Here is a 16,935-nt window from a genome sequence, read left to right on the forward strand (position 1 = left end):
GCACATGCTGCCGCGATGCGAAGGGGTCGGTGGCTTCGCATCAGGCGGCTCCTCGGTCGGCGGTTCGGCGGATGGCGGTTACGAGCATCGCCTCGAGCGCCAGCGTGGGCTGCACGTTGCCCTCGATGCGTTCACGGGCGGTCTGGATGGCGTCGAGGGTCGCGAGGGTGCGCGCGGGCGACGCGGATGCCGCGGCGGCGGCGATCTCGTCGCGCAGTTCGAGGTTGACGAGGTCGACGCCGGCGGCGAGCTGCATCACCAGCACATCGCGGTACAGCGAGGCGAGGTCGACGAGGATGCGGTCGATACCGTCGCGCAGGCTGCGGGTGGCCCGGCGCTTCTGGTCGTCTTCGAGGGCCTTCAGCTGGGCGCGCAGCGCGGGCGGCACCGTCTGCCCCGGCGCCAAGCCGAGCGAGCGCAGCGCGTGCTCGCGCTCTTCGGCGTCGCGGAGCTCGGTGATCGCCTTCGCGTCGTCGCCCGCGATCTCGATGAGCCGGGCGGCCGTCATGACCGCCGACGGCGTCGAGCGCACGCCGAGCGCGAGCCGCAGGGTCTCGTCGCGCCGGGCGCGGGCCTCGGGACTCGTCGCCAGCCGATGCGCCATGCCGATGTGGCTCTGCGCCTCGCGCGCGGCTCGCTCGGCGATCGCCTGGTCGACGCCGTCGCGGCGCACGAGCAGGTCGGCGACGTCGGCGATGCCCGGCACCTGCAGTCGCACCGTGCGCACGCGCGACCGGATCGTGGGAATCAGGTCGGCGTCGCTCGGCGCGCAGAGGATCCACACCGTGCGCTCGGGCGGCTCTTCGAGCTCTTTCAGCAGGAAGTTCGAGGTCTGCTCGGTCATGCGGTCGGCGTCTTCGACGATGATGACACGGTGCGTGCCGACCGACGGGGCGTAGTGCGAGCGCTTCACGATGTCGCGCACGTCGTCGCGCTTGATGATGACGCCCTCGGTCGCGAGCACCTGCAGGTCGGGGTGACTGCGCGCCTCGACCTGGATGCGGGTGGGCTCGTCGCCATCGGGATCACCCGAGATCAGCGCGGTCGCGAACGCATACGCCAGGTTCGACCGCCCCGACCCGGGCGGACCGGTGATCAACCACGAGTGGGTCATGCGCTGCGCCGAACTCGCCGGCGAGGCATCCGCATCGTCGCCGAACAGCGAAGCGGCCCCGTTCGATGTCGCCGCCGAGGCGACGGCGGCCTCGCGCAGCACCCCGATCGCCGCCGACTGGCCGGTCAGCTCGCTCCACACGCTCACGCGATCACGCTACCCGGTGCCGCCGACGGCCGCCCCGGTCGGGCGGCGCCGCCCGGTCGCCGCTGCTCAGAGCAGCGCCTCGACGCGCTCGCGCACCGCGGCCGAGATCTCGTCGACCGGTCGGGTCGCGTCGACGACGAGGAAGCGGTCGGGTTCGGCCGCGGCCAGCTCGAGGTAGGCCGCGCGTACCCGGGCGTGGAACTCGGATGCCTCGGCCTCGAGCCGGTCGAAGCGACGCGGCGCGGCATCGAGCCGTGCCCGCGCCGCGTCCTCGTCGAGGTCGAGCAGCACCGTCAGGTCGGGGCGCAGCCCCTCGGTCGCCCACTCCGAGACGCGGCGCACCTCGTCGGGGTCGAGCACCCGCCCTGCGCCCTGGTACGCGACCGACGAGTCGATGTATCGGTCTTGCACGACGACCTCGCCGCGGGCGAGCGCGGGCCGCACGAGCGTGGCGACGTGATGCGCCCGATCGGCGGCGTAGAGCAGCGCCTCGGCACGAGGGGCGATCTCGCCGCGGTGATGCAGCACGAGTTCGCGCACCTCGAGCCCGACGTCGGTGCCGCCGGGCTCACGGGTGCGAACGACGGTGCGCCCGAGGCCGTGCAGCCATGCCTCGAGCAGGCCGGCCTGCGTCGTCTTGCCCGAGCCGTCGCCGCCCTCGAAGGTGATGAACAGCCCGCGGCTCACGTGGTGCTCTTCTTGGCGGGCGCCTTCTTCGCCGGGGCCTTCTTCGCCGTGGTCGCGCGCTTCGCCCGGGGCTTGGCCGGCCCCTTGTCGCGCTTGATCTGCAACAGTTCGACCGCGCGTTCGAAGGTGATCTCCTCGACCGACTCGGCCCGCGGGATGGTCGCGTTCGTCTCGCCGTCGGTGACGTACGGGCCGAACCGGCCGTCCTTCACCTTGATCGGCTTGCCGCTCACCGGGTCGGCGTCGAACTCCTTCAGAGCGCTCGACGCCCGGCGGGCGCCGTACTTCGGCTGGGCGAACAGCTCTTCGGCGCCGGCGAGGTCGATCTCGAAGATCGCGTCCTCGCTCGGCAGTGTGCGCGTGTCGGTGCCCTTCTTCAGGTATGGACCGTAGCGGCCGTTCTGGGCGGTGATCTCGGCGCCGGACTCGGCGTCGATGCCGACGATGCGCGGCAGGTCGAGCAGCTTGAGCGCGGTCTCGAGGTCGATCGCGTCGACCTGCATGCTCTTGAAGAGCGACGCGGTGCGCGGCTTCTCGGCAGGCGCCTTCTTCGCGGCCTTCTTGGCCGCCTTCACCGGTTGGCTCTGCGGAGCTTCGATCACCTCGCCGGTGGCGGGGTCGACGGATGCCGCAGCACGTGCCTCGGGTTCGGATGCCTCGGGCTCGACCTCGGTGACGTACGGCCCGAACCGGCCGTCCTTCACGACGACCTGCTTGCCGTTCGCGGGGTTGAGCCCCAGCACCCGGTCGCCGACCACGGGGGCGTCGATGAGTTCGCGCGCCTTCTCAACGGTGAGCTCGTCGGGCGCCAGCCCCTCGGGCAGGTTCACCCGGCGCGGGGTCGCGTCGACCGCGGCCTCGGGGTCGACGACCTCGAGGTACGGCCCGTACTTGCCGATGCGCAGTGTGATGTCAGGGGCGACCTGCACCGAGTTGATCTCGCGGGCGTCGATGTCGCCGAGGTTGTCGACGACCTGCCGAAGGCCCCGGTGCTTGTCGCCGCCGAAGTAGAACCCGTTCAGCCAGTCGACCCGGTCGGCCTCGCCCGAGGCGATGCGGTCGAGGTCGTCTTCCATCTCGGCGGTGAAGTCGTATTCGACGAGGTCGCCGAAGTGCTCTTCGAGCAGCCGCACGACCGAGAACGCGACGAAGCTCGGAACGAGCGCCTGACCGCGCAGGGTGACGTACCCCCGGTCGAGGATCGTCGAGATGATCGACGCGAACGTCGACGGTCGGCCGATGCCGAGCTCTTCGAGCCGCTTCACGAGGCTCGCCTCGGTGAACCGAGGCGGCGGAGTCGTCTCGTGGCCCTTCGCCTCGAGCTCGGCCAGGCTGACGGCCTGCCCCTCGGCGAGGGCGGGCAGCCGGGCGTCGCCCGGGGCTTCGTCGGCGTTTCGCTCCTCATCGCGTCCCTCTTCATAGGCGGCGAGGAACCCGCGGAACGTGATCACGGTGCCGCTCGCGGTGAACTCGGCGAGCGCGCCGGCGACCTTCGCAGTCGGCTCGGCGGGGGCCGGGGCATCCGCCGCCGTCGGCCCGACTTCGAGCGTGACGGTCGCGGTGTGGCCCGTGGCATCCGCCATCTGCGAGGCGATGGTGCGCTTCCAGATCAGGTCGTACAGGCGGAACTCGCTGCCGCGCAGCTGCCCCTCGACCTCGGCGGGCGTGCGGAACACCTCGCCCGACGGGCGGATCGCCTCGTGCGCCTCTTGCGCGTTCTTCGATCGGCTCGCGTAGCTGCGGGGCTTGTCGGGCACGGTGTCGGGGCCGTACAGCTTCGACGCCTGCGCCCGCGCTGCGGCGATCGCTTGCTTCGAGAGCGAGTTCGAGTCGGTGCGCATGTAGGTGATGTAGCCGTTCTCGTAGAGCGACTGCGCCACGCGCATCGTGTCCTTGGCGCTCAGGCGCAGCTTGCGCGCGGCCTCCTGCTGCAGCGTCGACGTGGTGAAGGGCGCCGCCGGGCTGCGGCGGTACGGCTTCTGCTCGAGCTTCGAGACGCGCTTGGCGACGGTGTCGTCGCGCAGCGCCGCGGCGAGCGCGGTCGCGGTCGCTTCGTCGAGCACGGCGGCACGGCTCTTCAGCTGCCCGCGGTCGTCGAAGTCGCGGCCGGTCGCGACCCGGTCGCCGCTGAGGCGCACCAGCTTGGCCTGGAACGAGGCATCCGCGCTCGTGAAGGTGCCGACCAGATCCCAATAGGATGCCGCGACGAACGCGAGCCGCTCGCGCTCGCGGTCGACGACGAGTCGGGTCGCGGCCGACTGCACGCGGCCGGCCGAGAGGCCGGGGCCGACCTTGCGCCAGAGCACCGGCGAGACCTCGTATCCGTAGAGGCGGTCGAGGATGCGGCGGGTCTCCTGTGCGTCGACGAGCGAGGTGTCGAGTTCGCGGGTGTGGTCTTTCGCGGCGAGGATCGCGTCTTTCGTGATCTCGTGGAACACCATGCGACGCACCGGCACCTTGGGCTTCAGCTCCTGCAGCAGGTGCCACGCGATGGCCTCGCCCTCGCGGTCTTCATCGGTGGCGAGCAGGAGTTCATCGGCGTCCTTCAGCGCCCGCTTGAGTTCGGCGACGGTCTTCTTCTTCGAGTCGCTGACCACGTAGTACGGCTCGAAGCCGTTGTCGACGTCGACCGAGAACTTCGCGAGTCCGCCGCCGCGCTTCTTGACCTCGGCGGGCAGGTTCTTCGGCTCGATGAGGTCGCGGATGTGGCCGACCGACGACAGCACCGTGTAGCCGTCGCCCAGATATTGGGCGATCGACTTCATCTTGGTCGGCGACTCGACGATGACCAGTTTCTTCGCGCCTGACAACCAGACTCCTTGCGATTCGAACAGAGAGGGACGCACGTATCGACCCGCGCCCCCCAGCGGTGTGCCGTCAACCGGTGCGCGCTCGGCACCGACAGCCACACCATACACACCCTCACCGTGAACCCCCCACGACGTTCCCCCAGCGACCGGCCCGGCGCAGACCCTTGCGGAACCGGGGAGGCGGAGGACAATAGCGGCATGGACACGTCATCCACGGCCTCGTACACCGCCAAGTTGATCGACGGACCGCTCGAAGGCCGCACCGTCGCCACCGACTTCCTCGACACGGGCGACCCGCGCCCGCGCATCGAACTGAACGCCGACGGGGGCAAGCGCTACGTGTACTCGCGCGGCGCCGGCCTCGAGTTCGACGGCGACAACTCGGCGCAGCCGACCGCGGTCGAGTACCGCTACGTCGAGACCGTCTTCGACTGAGCGGCGTCCTCGGCTGAGCGGCGTCTTCGACTGAGCGGCGTGCGCTCAGTCGGTCCAGCCGGGCGGCCCGGCGCGGGCGCGAGCCTCGACCACGAGGCCGAGCACGCCGCGACGCACCGAGACGGATACGACCGGCCCGGACGTCTCGCAGCCGACGAGTTCGGCTCCCCCACGCATGGCGACTTGCGCGGCGAGGTCGCACGGGACGCCCGGGATCGCCCCGCTCAGCGCGTCGGCGGCCGCGAGCGCGGCGGCATCGGCCGCGTTGGCCGCGCGCTGAGCCGCGATCGGCACCGCCAGCAGCGGCACGATCACCGCCGTGAGCGCCATGATTCCCGCCACGATCGCCAGCACCAGCACGGTTCCGGCTCCGCGTTCGTCGCGGCATCCGCGGTGGAATCGAGCGCGCGGCCGACGCGCCGCCGCCATGACCGTGCGCGCCCGGGCCGGGCGCGCCGTCATCGCCCGCCGTCCACGGCGCACGACTCGCTCCGTAGTTCGATCGACGACATGAGGCCCGACCCGCCGGCCCGCAGCACCGCGCACACGAACAGCCCGTCGCGTGCAACCTCGAGCGCGGCGCCGCCCGAGACCCGGTCGGCGATGCCGGCCGCCACCTCGACCGTCTCGCCGCGCGCGAGGGCGCGCGCGGCGTCGGCCGAGGCATCCGTCAGTCGCACCTGCTGGGCGCCGAGCTGGATCGCCGCGAGGCAGGCCGCGAGCACGAGCGCGACGGCGGGCAGTGCGACCGCGAGCTCCGCGGTCGCACTGCCGCGCTCGCGGTCAGCCGACCGTGAGCGCATTCCGCACGAGATCGGTCAGGATGCCGCGCACCTCGTCGCCCCGCAGGATGATGACGAGCAGTCCTGCGAAGCCGACGGCGGCCATCGTGGCCACGGCGTACTCGGCCGTCGCGGCGCCGCGGTCGCCGAGGAGGCGACGTGACGCGGCCCCGACGGCGCGCCGTGTGCGCGCTCGCGCGAGACGGGCGAGGCGCGTCCGCCTGCCGGTGGGATGGGTGGTGTGCATGTGATTCCTCTCTTCGGGTGGGTCGGCACGAGTTCTGGGGCACGAGTTCTGGGGCACGAGTTTCTGGGGCCGGTCACGCCGCTCCGAGTGTTCCGGTGACGACCGAGATCATGAGCGGCGCGACGCCGAGCAGCACGAAGGCGGGCAGTACGCACGCGCCGAGCGGCAGCATGAGCCGCACCGAGAGCGCCGCGGCCCGCACCATCGCGTCCGACCTGGCCTCTCGGCGGCGGCGCGCCGCCTCCGAGCGCAGCAGTTCGGCCACGGGGGCGCCGGCGTTCGATGCCAGCCGCACGGTGGCCTCGACGTCGTCGAGACCGGCCGCGGCGGGCACGTGCCGGTCGAGCGCCTCGGCGGCGAGCCGACGCGATCGTTCGAGCGATGCCCCACCCGACATGGCCACGGCGAACAGGTCGAGTTCGAGCCCGGGCGACGGCCGGTCGGGCGCGGCGCGGCGCGCGAGCGCCCGATTCCACCTGCTGCCGGCCCAGAGCAGGGCGCTGCCGACGAGCAGGCATGTGATGCCGACCGGGGAACCGAACAGCACGCCGACGGTGTCGAACCCGAGCAGTGCGCCGAAGGCGGCCGCGATGATCGGCAGGGCGGTGACCATTCGCGCGCTCGCCCGCGGACCGGCCAGCGCTGCGCGCACCTCACGGCGCGCGTGCGCCTCGTCGCGCAGGGCGGCTGCCAGGTCGCGCAGGCTCGCCGCGAGCGGCGCGCCCGCCGACTCGGCGACATGCCACGCGGCGGCGAGCGTCGACCAGGCGAGCCGAGTCGGTCCGGGCGGCGCGGCCCCCGCGATCGCATCGCCGACCGGCTGCCCCGCAGCGGCGGCGGCCGCTGCCGCCTCGGCGACCGCCGTGCCCACCCCGTCGTCGACGTGCCGCCACACCGCCGGGGCGGGGACACCGGCGGCGAGCATCACCGCGAGCCGCTCGGCCACCACGGCGACGGCCTCGAAGCCAGCCGCCTCGTCGGGGCGATCGCGGCGGATCCGCGCGAGCAGTCCGCCGCCACCCGGTCGGCTCACCCGGTCAGGTCGTATCGGCCCGTCAGCTCGGCCGGGTCGGCTCAGCACGGCGTCACCGCGAGTCGATCGCCGTCGAGCTCGAACCGCCCGATGCCCGCGAGCCGCCGACCGGCCGGCGTGCGCTCGACGTGCAGCACGAGGTCGAAGGCGCTCACCGCCTGCCTTGCGACCGCATCGGGATCGAGCCCGGCGACGGACCCGAGGGCCTCGAGTCTGGCGGGCACATCCTCGAGCGAGTTCGCGTGCAAGGTGCCCGCCCCGCCGTCGTGGCCGGTGTTCAGCGCCGAGAGCAGCTCGCGCAGTTCGGCGCCGCGGCATTCGCCGACCACGAGCCGGTCGGGTCGCATTCGCAGCGCTTCGCGCAACAGCGCGTCGAGGCCGACGCGCCCGGTGCCCTCGAGATTCGGCTGGCGGGCTTCCAGGCCGACGATGTGCGGGTGCTCGATGCGCAGCTCGGCGACATCCTCGATCACGATGATGCGGTCGGACTCGGGCGCTTCGCCGAGCAGCGCGGCCAGCAGGGTGGTCTTGCCGCTTCCGGCGGCACCCGTGACGAGCACGTTCGCCCGTTCGGCCACGGCCGCGCGCAACCGCGCCTCGTGCGCGCCGTCGACCATGCCCGAGCGAGCGAGCGCGGCGAGCGAGAACCCGGCCGCCCGTGGCACGCGCACCGAGATCAACGTGCCGGTCGTCGACACCGGCGGCAGCACCGCATGCACGCGGATACCACGGCCGAGACGCACGTCGACCGCGGGAGTCGCCTCGTCGATGTGGCGCCCGCCTCGGGCGACGAGCTGCACCGCGAGCGCACGCACCTCGGGCTCGCCGGCCCTCCAGGTCGGGTGTCGCTCGGCACCGCCGCCGCGGTCGACCCACAGGCCCGCCGCCCCGTTGACGAACAGGTCGGTGACCGGGCCGTCGCTCGCGTACGGCGCGAGCGGACCGAGCAACTCGAGTTCGTCGCGCGCCCCCTCGAGGGGTGCGGGCGGCGCGGCGGATGCTTCGCGCACCGCCCGGAACGAAGCGTCCCGAGGAACCGACACCGCACCGGGAGGCTGACCATCGGGCAGCCACGGCGGCGAGCCCTCGGGCGGCTGGGGCGACGAGGCATCCGTCAACCAGGACGGAGTCGCGACGAAGGGAACGGACATGCCGCGAGCGTAGGCAGCGGCGAGGCCGCGGTTGCGTCGGGTCCGCCGCGGAGACGACAGAACCCTCCACCACGCCATTGTGGAGGAGGGCTCGTCTTGACAGAATCGTGGACGCGTGTCCACGACCCCGTTAACGTAAGGGGGCGGCACCCATTGGGGGGAACAGGTGCCGCCTCGGCAGCGCAAGGATTGGGGGGAATCACGAGCGCTGCAGGCCGCGAAACGAGTGTTCGGGCTTGATCAGCATACGGGTTCCTGATCCATGCGCAAGCACTTTTTGTCCTCATTTGTGCCGACATACAGAAGTCTCTGCGGAAACGCACAGTGACTGTGCGTTTCCCGTCCGTTTCGGAGCATCCCTCGCGGCCGGGTACAGTGCTGGTGGGGCAGGCGAATCCCACCGGATCCACACTCGCGAAGGAGCGACTGGAACACATGACTGTGCAGATCGACCACGCTCTCGAGGAGATCAGGCGCTTCCGCCCGAGCCCCGAGTTCGCCGCCCAAGCCATCGCCGACGAACGTCTCTACGACGCGGCATCCGCAGACCGACTCGGCTTCTGGGCCGACCAGGCCCGTGACCTGCTGACCTGGCAGAAGCCCTTCACCGAGGTGCTCGACTGGTCGAACCCGCCGTTCGCGCGCTGGTTCGCCGACGGCGAGCTCAACGTCGCCGTGAACTGCCTCGACCGCCACGTCGAGGCCGGTCTCGGCGACCGCGTCGCCATCTACTGGGAGGGCGAGCCCGGCGACTCGCGCGCCATCACCTACGCCGAGCTCACCGAAGAGGTCAAGCGCGCCGCCAACGCGCTCACCGACCTCGGCATCCGCACGGGCGACCGCGTCGCGATCTACCTGCCGATGATCCCCGAGGCCGTCGTCTCGATGCTCGCCGTCGCGCGCATCGGAGCCATCCACTCGGTCGTCTTCGGCGGGTTCAGCGCCGACAGCCTCGCTTCGCGCATCGACGACGCCGAGGCATCCCTCGTGATCACCGCCGACGGCGGGTACCGCAAGGGCCGCGTGTTCCCGCTGAAGCCGGTGGTCGACGAGGCGCTCGCCAAGGCCGAGGGCGGCACCGTCAAGAACGTGCTCGTCGTCAAGCGCGGCGAGAACGACATCGCCTGGAACGAGGGCCGCGACCTCTGGTGGCACGACACCGTCACCACCGCGAGCCCCGAGCACGAGGCGCAGGCGTTCGACGCCGAGAACCCGCTGTTCATCCTCTACACCTCGGGCACCACCGGCAAGCCGAAGGGCATCCTGCACACGTCGGGCGGCTACCTCACGCAGGTCGCGTTCACCCACAAGAACGTGTTCGACCTGCACCCCGAGCGCGACGTCTACTGGTGCACCGCCGATGTCGGCTGGATCACCGGCCACTCCTACGTCGTGTACGGCCCGCTCGCGAACGGCGCCACCCAGGTGCTGTACGAGGGCACCCCCGACACGCCGCACCCCGGCCGCTGGTGGGAGCTCGTCGAGAAGTACGGGGTGACCATCCTGTACACGGCGCCGACCGCCATCCGCTCGTTCATGAAGCTCGGCCGCTCGGTCGTGCACAACTTCAACCTGCGCTCGCTGCGCCTGCTCGGCTCGGTGGGCGAACCGATCAACCCCGAGGCGTGGATCTGGTACCGGCATGTCATCGGCGGCGGCTCGATCCCCGTGGTCGACACCTGGTGGCAGACCGAGACCGGCGCGATCATGATCTCGGCGCTGCCCGGCATCACCGATCTCAAGCCAGGATCGGCGCAGGTGCCGGTGCCCGGCATCTCGGTCGACATCCTCGCCGACGACGGCACGCCCGTCGAGGGCGAAGACGGCGGGCTGCTGGTCATCACCGAACCGTGGCCGAGCATGCTGCGCGGCATCTGGGGCGACCCCGAGCGATTCAGAGAGACCTACTGGGAGAAGTTCGGCGACAAGTACTTCGCCGGCGACGGCGCCCGCCGCGATGAAGACGGCGACATCTGGCTGCTGGGCCGTGTCGACGACGTCATGAACGTGTCGGGTCACCGCCTCTCGACGGCCGAGATCGAGTCGTCGCTCGTCGCGCACGAGATCACCGCCGAGGCCGCCGTCGTCGGCGCCTCCGACGAAACGACCGGTCAGGCGGTGGTCGCGTTCGTCATCCTGAAGGAGCGCCACGCGCACGACCTCGACCCGTCGGATGCCTCGGAGGAGCTGCGCCGCCACGTCGCGATGCAGATCGGCGCGATCGCCCGCCCCCGGCAGGTGTTCATCGTGAACGAGCTGCCGAAGACCCGCTCGGGCAAGATCATGCGGCGCCTGCTGCGCGACCTCGCCGAGGGTCGTCAGGTCGGCGACACCACGACCCTCGCCGACACCGCGATCATGGACATCATCAGCGCCCAGGTGCGCTGAGCACGCCGGGCAAGGACGAACGACGGATGCCACGTGGCATCCGTCGTTCGTCGTTTCCCAGTCGCGCGGGGCGCGGCGGCTACGCGAACTCGACGACGAGTTCGAGCTCGACGGGGCTGTCGAGGGGCAGCACAGCGACGCCGACGGCCGATCGGGCGTGACGGCCGGCGTCGCCGAAGATCTCGCCGAGCAGCTCGGATGCCCCGTTGATCACGCCGGGCTGGCCGGTGAAGGCCGGGTCGGATGCCACGAAGCCGACGAGCTTGACGATGCGCGTGACCCGGTCGAGCGAGCCGATCTCGGCGCGCACCGCCGCCAGCGCGTTGAGCACCGCGGTGCGGGCGAACGCCTTCGCGTCATCGGCCGACACCAGCTCGGCCGTGTCACCGACCTTGCCGGTAGTGGGCAGTGCGCCGGCGACGAACGGCAGCTGGCCGCTCGTGTAGACGTACGACCCGGTGACCACGGCGGGCACGTAGGCGGCGACCGGCGGTGCGACGGGCGGCAGCTCGATGCCGAGTTCGGCGAGCTTCGCCTCGAACGACATCAGGCGTCGCCCTCGAACTGCTTCGCGGCCTGCGCGGCTGCCGCCTGACCCGCTGCGGCGGCCTGCGACGAGTCGTCGCCGGCGGGGCGCTTCAGGTAGGCCACGAGACCGCCCTCGGGCCCCTGCACGATCTGCACGAGCTCCCAGCCCTCGGAGCCCCAGTTGTTGAGGATGGCGGCGGTGTTGTGGATCAGCAGCGGGGTCGTGACGTACTCCCAGGCGGGCATGGCGCTCCTTCGTCGGGGGTGGGCGTGACCGGCCGAACACGGCCCGGATCCCCGGTTTTCCGCGCGCCGAGCACTTGCCGGGTTTCCCCAGCCTTCTCCGTTAGGCTCCACTATATGTCTGCCCAGAACCGCTCGACGAGCGGCGTCGCTATCGGTGTGCTCGGCCTCGTCGGCATGAGCGCGCTGGCCGGCGTCCTCGTCACCGCTGCTGTGACCCCGGCTCTCGCCGTCACCGGAATGGCCGCGAACAACGGTATCTCGATGTTCGAGAACCTTCCGGGATACCTCGAGATCGGCGAGTTGTCCGAGAAGACCGACATCTACGCGACGGCGCCCGACGGCTCGCCCTTCAAGCTCGCGTCGTTCTACGAGGACAACCGCGAAGAGGTCGGCTGGGATCAGATCAGCCAGTACGTGAAGGATGCCGCGGTCGCCGGTGAAGACCCCCGGTTCTACGAGCACGGCGGCATCGACATCCAGGGCACCGTGCGCGCGGCCCTCAACGAGTACGTCATCGGCGGCGCCACCCAGGGTGGTTCGTCGATCACGCAGCAGTACGTGAAGAACGTGCTCGTGAACAACGCGGTGCGCAAGGCGAAGACTGAGGAAGAGAAGGAAGCGGCGGTCGACGCCGCGATCGAGACCACTCCCGAGCGCAAGCTCAAAGAGATGAAGTACGCGATCTCGCTCGAGAAGAAGACCTCGAAAGACGAGATCCTCCGCGGCTACCTGAACATCGCGTTGTTCGGCGGCCGCGTGTACGGCATCCAGACTGCGGCGCAGTACTACTACACGAAGAATGCAGCCGACCTCACGCTTCCCGAGGCGGCGAGCCTCATCGCGATCGTGAACAACCCCGAGAAGTTCCGCCTCGACAACCCCGAGAGCGAGACGAACGGCGCGAACACGATCGACGAAGAGACCGGCGAGGTCGTGCCCTACGCGGCCACCAAGCAGCGGCGCGACTACATCCTCGACGAGATGCTGAAGTACGGCAAGATCACCCAGGCCGAGCACGACGAGGCCATCGCGACGCCGATCGCCCCGGTGATCAACCCGCCGAGCACCGGCTGCCAGACGGCCGGTGGCAGCGCGTACTTCTGCGACTACGTCAAGAACGTCATCCTCAACTACTACGACGACCCCACGACGCCCGACGTCGACGAGGGCGCCGAGATGCTGAAGCAAGAGGGGCTGCAGGTCTACACGACCATCGACCTCGAGCTGCAGTCGCGCGCCGAGCAGGCCATCAACGAGAACGTGCCCTACGTCGACGAGCGCTTCGACGTCGGCGCGGTGGCGACCACGGTGCAACCCGGTACGGGCCGCATCCTCGCCATGGCGCAGAACAAGCTCTACTCGCAGGAGCAGGAGGTGCTCGACGCCGACCCCGGCCACAGCGCCATCAACCTGAGCACCGACTTCGCCTACGGCGGTTCGAGCGGCTTCCAGCCCGGTTCGACGTTCAAGGTGTTCACCCTGGGCGAGTGGCTGAATGAGGGGCACTCGCTCCGCGAGAGCTTCAACGGCAACCGCCGCACGTTCACGTCGTTCCCGGGCATGTGCGACGGCAGCACGTGGACGGGCGCGTTCAACCCGCTGAACGACGACGCCACGATCGCCAGCAACGCCGTCGACGCCACCAAGTACTCGGTGAACTCGTCGTTCATGGCGATGGCCCAGCAGCTGCAGCTGTGCAAGATCAAGGACACTGCGCAGGCGTTCGGCGTGAAGCGCGCCGACGGGCTCGAGCTCGGTCAGCGCTTCGCCTATGAGGACGACGGCACGCCGGCGAAGAACCCCGACGGCACCCGCGCACTCGACCCGAACGCGCAGTTCCAGCCGTCGGCGGTGCTCGGCACCGAAGAGGTGGCGCCCGTGACGATGGCCGCGGCGTTCGCCGGCATCGCGAACAACGGCTACACGTGCACCCCCATCGCGATCGACCGCATCGAGACGAAAGACGGCGTGGAGATCACGCCGCCTGCGTCGAACTGCCAGCAGTCGGTGACCCCCGAGGTGGCGCACGCGATGGAGTATGCGATGGCGCAGACGTTCAACGGCGGCACCGCGTCGGCCTCGAACACGGGCACCGGCGTTCCCCACATCGGCAAGACCGGTACCACCGACAACGCCTTCGACACCTGGATGGTCGGCTCGTCGACGACCGCGGCCACCGCGGTCTGGGTGGGCAACATCACCGGCGGCGACTACCGCACCAACCTGCGTACCGTCAGCTTCGACAGCGGGTCGGCCGCCACCGCGCGGCACCGCATCTGGCCGATGATCATGGAGCTCGCTGACAACAAGTACGGCGGTTCCGAGTTCCCCGAGCCCGATCCATCGGCGTTCCGTCAGGTGCTCATCGACATCCCGCAGGTCACGGGCCTGACGTTCGACGCCGCCAAGCAGGCCCTCGAAACGGCAGGGTTCGTCGTCGAAGACGGCGGTCAGCAGGACTCGAACCTGCCGGCAGGCCAGGTCTCGGGCACCGACCCGTCGGGCCAGGCGGGCCGCGGCACCACCATCCGCGTGTTCACGAGCAACGGGCAGGGCACCACGGTTCCCGACCTGACCGGCCTCACGGCGCAGAACGCGAAGGCCGCGCTCGATCAGGCGGGCCTGAAGATGCGCGGCAACGGCAAACCCGATCAGGTGGTCGTCTCGCAGGATCCGCCCGCCGGCTCGGGCGCGCGCAGGGGCGCCACGGTGAACGTGGAGTTCGGCGATCCCGACGGCGATGACGGCGGCGACGGCGACGACAACCCGCCGGCCGACGGCAACGGCAACAACGGGTGACCCGCGCATCCCGTTCCCCCGTCGCGCGGATCGCCCTGGCGATCGGCGCGGCGGGGCTTGCCGCGTTCGCATACGGCTCGCTGATCGAGCGCACCCGCTGGACCCTGCGTCGCGTCGACGTGCCGGTGCTGCCGGCCGGCTCGGCACCGATCAAGGTGCTGCACCTGTCGGATCTGCACATGGCCCCGTGGCAGCGGTCGAAGCAGCAGTGGGTGCGGTCACTGGTCGAACTGCAGCCCGACCTCATCGTCGACACGGGCGACAACCTCGGTCATGAGCGCGGGCTCGAGGGCATCCGTGCGGCGTTCGAGGCGTTCCGCGGCATCCCCGGCGTGTTCGTCAACGGGTCGAACGACTACTTCGGTCCGGTGCTGAAGAACCCGTTCCTCTACTTCGGCGGCCCGTCGGGGCACGTGCCGCGCTCGAAGCAGCTCGACATCGCGGCGCTGCATGCCTACTTCGACGAACTCGGATGGCTCGACCTCGACAATCGCGCGGCCGCGATCGATCTCAACGGCACGCGCCTCGAGTTCTTCGGGGTCGACGACCCCCACAAGCACTTCGACCGGCTCGACCTCATCACGGCCGCCATCGACGACCTGCGCGCCGACGACCCGCTCGGCGACGAGAGCTGGCCCGACGAGGCATCCGTATCGGCGAAGCGACCGACCCTGACCGTCGGCGTGTCCCACGCGCCCTACCGCCGCGTGCTCGACTCGTTCGTGAACCACGGCGCGCAGCTCATCCTCGCGGGCCATACGCACGGCGGCCAGGTGTGCCTGCCCGGCTACGGCGCGCTCGTCACGAACTGCGACATCCCGCGCTCGCAGGCGAAGGGACTCAGCGTCTGGCGGCACGGCCTTCGGTCGGCGTTCCTCAATGTGTCGGCCGGCCTCGGCACGTCGATCACGGCGCCGGTGCGCTTCGCGTGCCCGCCCGAAGCGACGCTGCTGACGCTCGTTCCCGCGCCCTGACCGTGGTCGGGAGCCCCGCTTTTCTCGGCTATGCTTGTTGAGGCCGTTCGGCCACCGGGGTGTGGCGCAGCTTGGTAGCGCGCTTCGTTCGGGACGAAGAGGTCGCAGGTTCAAATCCTGTCACCCCGACCAAACGCGAAAGCCCCTCCTCCGGGAGGGGCTTTCGTCGTATGCGGCGGCAGCCGCCGCGGCATCCGTTCGGTCATGGCCGTCCCAATCCTCGATAGGTCCATCCGGCGGCGCGCCAGGCGGTCGGGTCGAGCACGTTGCGTGCGTCGATGATGCGGCGGGCGGTGACGTGGCGGGCGGTCTCGGTGGGGTCGAGGGCGCGGAACGCGTGCCACTCGGTGACGAGTACGACGAGGTCGGCGCCGGTGAGGGCGTGGTCGAGTGAGGTGGTGTAGTCGAGCTGTGGGTGCCTGGCCTGCGCGTTGGCGATCGCTTCGGGGTCGGTGGCGATCACCCGGGCGCCGAGGCCGCGCAGTTGCACGGCCACGTCGAGCGCGGGCGAGTCGCGCACGTCGTCGGAGTCGGGCTTGAACGCCAGGCCCAGCACCGCGACGGTGCGCCCGTACACCGAGCCGCCGAGCAGTTCCAGCGCGAGCTCGACGACGCGGCGGCGGCGGCGCAGGTTGATCGCGTCGACCTCTTTCAGGAACGCCACCGACTCGCCCCGCCCGAGCTCTTCAGCGCGCGCGGTGAACGCCCGGATGTCCTTCGGCAGGCAGCCGCCGCCGAACCCGACGCCGGCGTTCAGGAACCTCCGCCCGATGCGGGCGTCGTGCCCGATCGCGTCGGCGAGCTTCGTGACATCCGCCCCGCTGACCTCGGCGATCTCGGCCATCGCGTTGATGAACGAGATCTTCGTCGCGAGAAACGCGTTCGCCGCGACCTTGACGAGCTCGGCGGTCGCGTAGTCGGTCTCGATCCGCGGCGCACCGGCCTCGACGGCCGCACGGTACACCTGGTCGAGCAGCCGGGTCGACTCGGGGTCATCGACACCGTAGACGAGCCGGTCGGGCTCGAGGGTGTCTTTCACAGCGAACCCCTCACGCAGGAACTCGGGGTTCCACGCGAGCCGCGCGTGCGGGGCGGTCTCGGCGAGCCGGGCCGCGAGCCGGGCCGCCGTGCCCACCGGCACCGTCGACTTGCCCACCACGAGAGCGCCATCAGCGAGGTACGGCACCAGCGCGTCGAACGCGGCATCGACATACGACACGTCGGCCGCGTAGCCGTTCGCCGACTGCGGCGTGCCGACCGCGATGAAATGCACCCGCGCATCCGCGGCATCCGCCATCCCGGTCGAGAAACGCAACCGGCCGCTGCCGGTCGCGCTGCGCAGGATCGCACCCAGACCCGGCTCGAAGAACGGCGCCTCACCCGCGGCGAGCGCCGCGATCTTCCGCTCGTCGACATCGATACCGACGACCTCATGACCGAGCTCGGCCATCGCCGCCGCATGCACCGCGCCAAGATAACCACAGCCGATCACCGAGATGCGCATGTGGTGATTCTCGCAGGTCGTATCCGGGCGCTGAGTGCCGGCTCGTGGACAGTTGGGCAGGTTGGGCGGGCGGGAACACCGAGGGAGCGA

The 16,935-nt window shown here is 70.7% G+C and carries 15 protein-coding genes and 1 tRNA gene; 5 read left to right on the forward strand and 11 right to left on the reverse strand.

Translation table 11 applies throughout. The annotated features are described in order from the left end of the window. Positions 1 to 40: 40 nt before the first annotated feature. From FLP10_RS03835 to topA, 3 genes are all read right to left on the reverse strand, one after another. Positions 41 to 1,261, reverse strand: coding sequence for a DNA polymerase III subunit delta' (locus tag FLP10_RS03835; RefSeq protein WP_149159671.1), 1,221 nt, complete (start codon positions 1,259 to 1,261; stop codon positions 41 to 43). A gap of 66 nt (positions 1,262 to 1,327) precedes the next feature. Then, entirely contained in the window at positions 1,328 to 1,948 is a 621-nt protein-coding gene (gene tmk / locus FLP10_RS03840; RefSeq protein ID WP_149159672.1) for a dTMP kinase, read from the reverse strand. Beyond that, entirely contained in the window at positions 1,945 to 4,758 is a 2,814-nt protein-coding gene (gene topA, locus FLP10_RS03845) for a type I DNA topoisomerase (protein ID WP_149159673.1), read from the reverse strand. The genes tmk and topA overlap by 4 nt, the downstream gene beginning before the upstream one ends. 198 nt (positions 4,759 to 4,956) lie before the next feature. Here topA and FLP10_RS03850 point away from each other — a divergent pair, with 198 nt between their 5' ends. Next, positions 4,957 to 5,193 (forward strand): hypothetical protein, encoded by a 237-nt coding sequence (locus tag FLP10_RS03850; protein ID WP_149159674.1) that lies wholly within the window; start codon positions 4,957 to 4,959, stop codon positions 5,191 to 5,193. A gap of 45 nt (positions 5,194 to 5,238) precedes the next feature. Here the strand turns inward: FLP10_RS03850 and FLP10_RS03855 are convergent, their stop codons facing one another. From FLP10_RS03855 to FLP10_RS03875, 5 genes are all read right to left on the reverse strand, one after another. Then, positions 5,239 to 5,655 carry an Rv3654c family TadE-like protein gene (locus FLP10_RS03855; protein WP_210418469.1) on the reverse strand — a complete coding sequence of 139 codons (417 nt, stop codon included), beginning with the start codon at positions 5,653 to 5,655 and terminating at the stop codon, positions 5,239 to 5,241. Then, positions 5,652 to 5,996 carry a TadE family type IV pilus minor pilin gene (locus FLP10_RS03860; protein ID WP_149159675.1) on the reverse strand — a complete coding sequence of 115 codons (345 nt, stop codon included), beginning with the start codon at positions 5,994 to 5,996 and terminating at the stop codon, positions 5,652 to 5,654. Before FLP10_RS03860 ends, FLP10_RS03855 begins: the two co-directional genes overlap by 4 nt. Further along, positions 5,977 to 6,222, reverse strand: a complete 246-nt coding sequence (locus FLP10_RS03865; RefSeq protein ID WP_149159676.1) for a DUF4244 domain-containing protein — start codon at positions 6,220 to 6,222, stop codon at positions 5,977 to 5,979. Before FLP10_RS03865 ends, FLP10_RS03860 begins: the two co-directional genes overlap by 20 nt. 73 nt (positions 6,223 to 6,295) lie before the next feature. Beyond that, a complete protein-coding gene (locus FLP10_RS03870) occupies positions 6,296 to 7,255 on the reverse strand; it encodes a type II secretion system F family protein (RefSeq protein ID WP_210418470.1) in 960 nt (319 codons plus the stop codon). Positions 7,256 to 7,296: 41 nt separating this feature from the next. Beyond that, positions 7,297 to 8,406, reverse strand: coding sequence for a TadA family conjugal transfer-associated ATPase (locus FLP10_RS03875; protein WP_149159677.1), 1,110 nt, complete (start codon positions 8,404 to 8,406; stop codon positions 7,297 to 7,299). A 435-nt stretch (positions 8,407 to 8,841) separates the two neighbouring features. Here FLP10_RS03875 and acs point away from each other — a divergent pair, with 435 nt between their 5' ends. Then, complete coding sequence (gene acs, locus FLP10_RS03880; RefSeq protein WP_149159678.1) at positions 8,842 to 10,794, forward strand: acetate--CoA ligase; 1,953 nt, start codon at positions 8,842 to 8,844, stop codon at positions 10,792 to 10,794. Between the two features lie 79 nt (positions 10,795 to 10,873). Here the strand turns inward: acs and FLP10_RS03885 are convergent, their stop codons facing one another. Together FLP10_RS03885 and sp36 are read right to left on the reverse strand one after the other, a co-directional pair. Next, on the reverse strand, positions 10,874 to 11,341 hold the full coding sequence (locus FLP10_RS03885; protein WP_149159679.1) for a RidA family protein: 468 nt from the start codon (positions 11,339 to 11,341) through the stop codon (positions 10,874 to 10,876). Further along, entirely contained in the window at positions 11,341 to 11,568 is a 228-nt protein-coding gene (gene sp36, locus FLP10_RS03890; RefSeq protein WP_149159680.1) for a Sp36 family protein, read from the reverse strand. Before sp36 ends, FLP10_RS03885 begins: the two co-directional genes overlap by 1 nt. Positions 11,569 to 11,682: 114 nt before the next feature. Between sp36 and FLP10_RS03895 the strand changes: the two genes are divergently transcribed. The 3 genes from FLP10_RS03895 (at position 11,683) to FLP10_RS03905 (ending at position 15,473) form a co-directional block, all read left to right on the forward strand. Continuing rightward, on the forward strand, positions 11,683 to 14,367 hold the full coding sequence (locus FLP10_RS03895) for a transglycosylase domain-containing protein (protein WP_149159681.1): 2,685 nt from the start codon (positions 11,683 to 11,685) through the stop codon (positions 14,365 to 14,367). Continuing rightward, entirely contained in the window at positions 14,364 to 15,341 is a 978-nt protein-coding gene (locus tag FLP10_RS03900; RefSeq protein ID WP_149159682.1) for a metallophosphoesterase, read from the forward strand. The genes FLP10_RS03895 and FLP10_RS03900 overlap by 4 nt, the downstream gene beginning before the upstream one ends. A gap of 55 nt (positions 15,342 to 15,396) precedes the next feature. After that, positions 15,397 to 15,473 (forward strand) — tRNA-Pro (locus FLP10_RS03905). A 70-nt stretch (positions 15,474 to 15,543) separates the two neighbouring features. Here the strand turns inward: FLP10_RS03905 and FLP10_RS03910 are convergent. Then, positions 15,544 to 16,845: a UDP-glucose dehydrogenase family protein gene (locus FLP10_RS03910; protein WP_149159683.1), complete on the reverse strand. Its 1,302-nt coding sequence runs from the start codon at positions 16,843 to 16,845 to the stop codon at positions 15,544 to 15,546. Positions 16,846 to 16,935 lie beyond the last annotated feature (90 nt).

Origin of the sequence: Agromyces intestinalis (assembly GCF_008365295.1) — a bacterium.
GTDB classification, from domain to species: Bacteria; Actinomycetota; Actinomycetes; order Actinomycetales; family Microbacteriaceae; genus Agromyces; species Agromyces intestinalis.

Bases quoted from the DNA above. Each gene is read 5' to 3' on its own strand.
- FLP10_RS03895 (WP_149159681.1), top strand. From the start codon at position 11,683: ATGTCTGCCCAGAACCGCTCGACGAGCGGCGTCGCTATCGGTGTGCTC.
- FLP10_RS03865 (WP_149159676.1), bottom strand. From the start codon at position 6,222: ATGCACACCACCCATCCCACCGGCAGGCGGACGCGCCTCGCCCGTCTC.
- FLP10_RS03910 (WP_149159683.1), bottom strand. From the start codon at position 16,845: ATGCGCATCTCGGTGATCGGCTGTGGTTATCTTGGCGCGGTGCATGCG.
- FLP10_RS03855 (WP_210418469.1), bottom strand. From the start codon at position 5,655: ATGACGGCGCGCCCGGCCCGGGCGCGCACGGTCATGGCGGCGGCGCGT.
- FLP10_RS03875 (WP_149159677.1), bottom strand. From the start codon at position 8,406: ATGTCCGTTCCCTTCGTCGCGACTCCGTCCTGGTTGACGGATGCCTCG.
- acs (WP_149159678.1), top strand. From the start codon at position 8,842: ATGACTGTGCAGATCGACCACGCTCTCGAGGAGATCAGGCGCTTCCGC.
- FLP10_RS03850 (WP_149159674.1), top strand. From the start codon at position 4,957: ATGGACACGTCATCCACGGCCTCGTACACCGCCAAGTTGATCGACGGA.
- FLP10_RS03860 (WP_149159675.1), bottom strand. From the start codon at position 5,996: ATGCGCTCACGGTCGGCTGACCGCGAGCGCGGCAGTGCGACCGCGGAG.
- FLP10_RS03885 (WP_149159679.1), bottom strand. From the start codon at position 11,341: ATGTCGTTCGAGGCGAAGCTCGCCGAACTCGGCATCGAGCTGCCGCCC.
- sp36 (WP_149159680.1), bottom strand. From the start codon at position 11,568: ATGCCCGCCTGGGAGTACGTCACGACCCCGCTGCTGATCCACAACACC.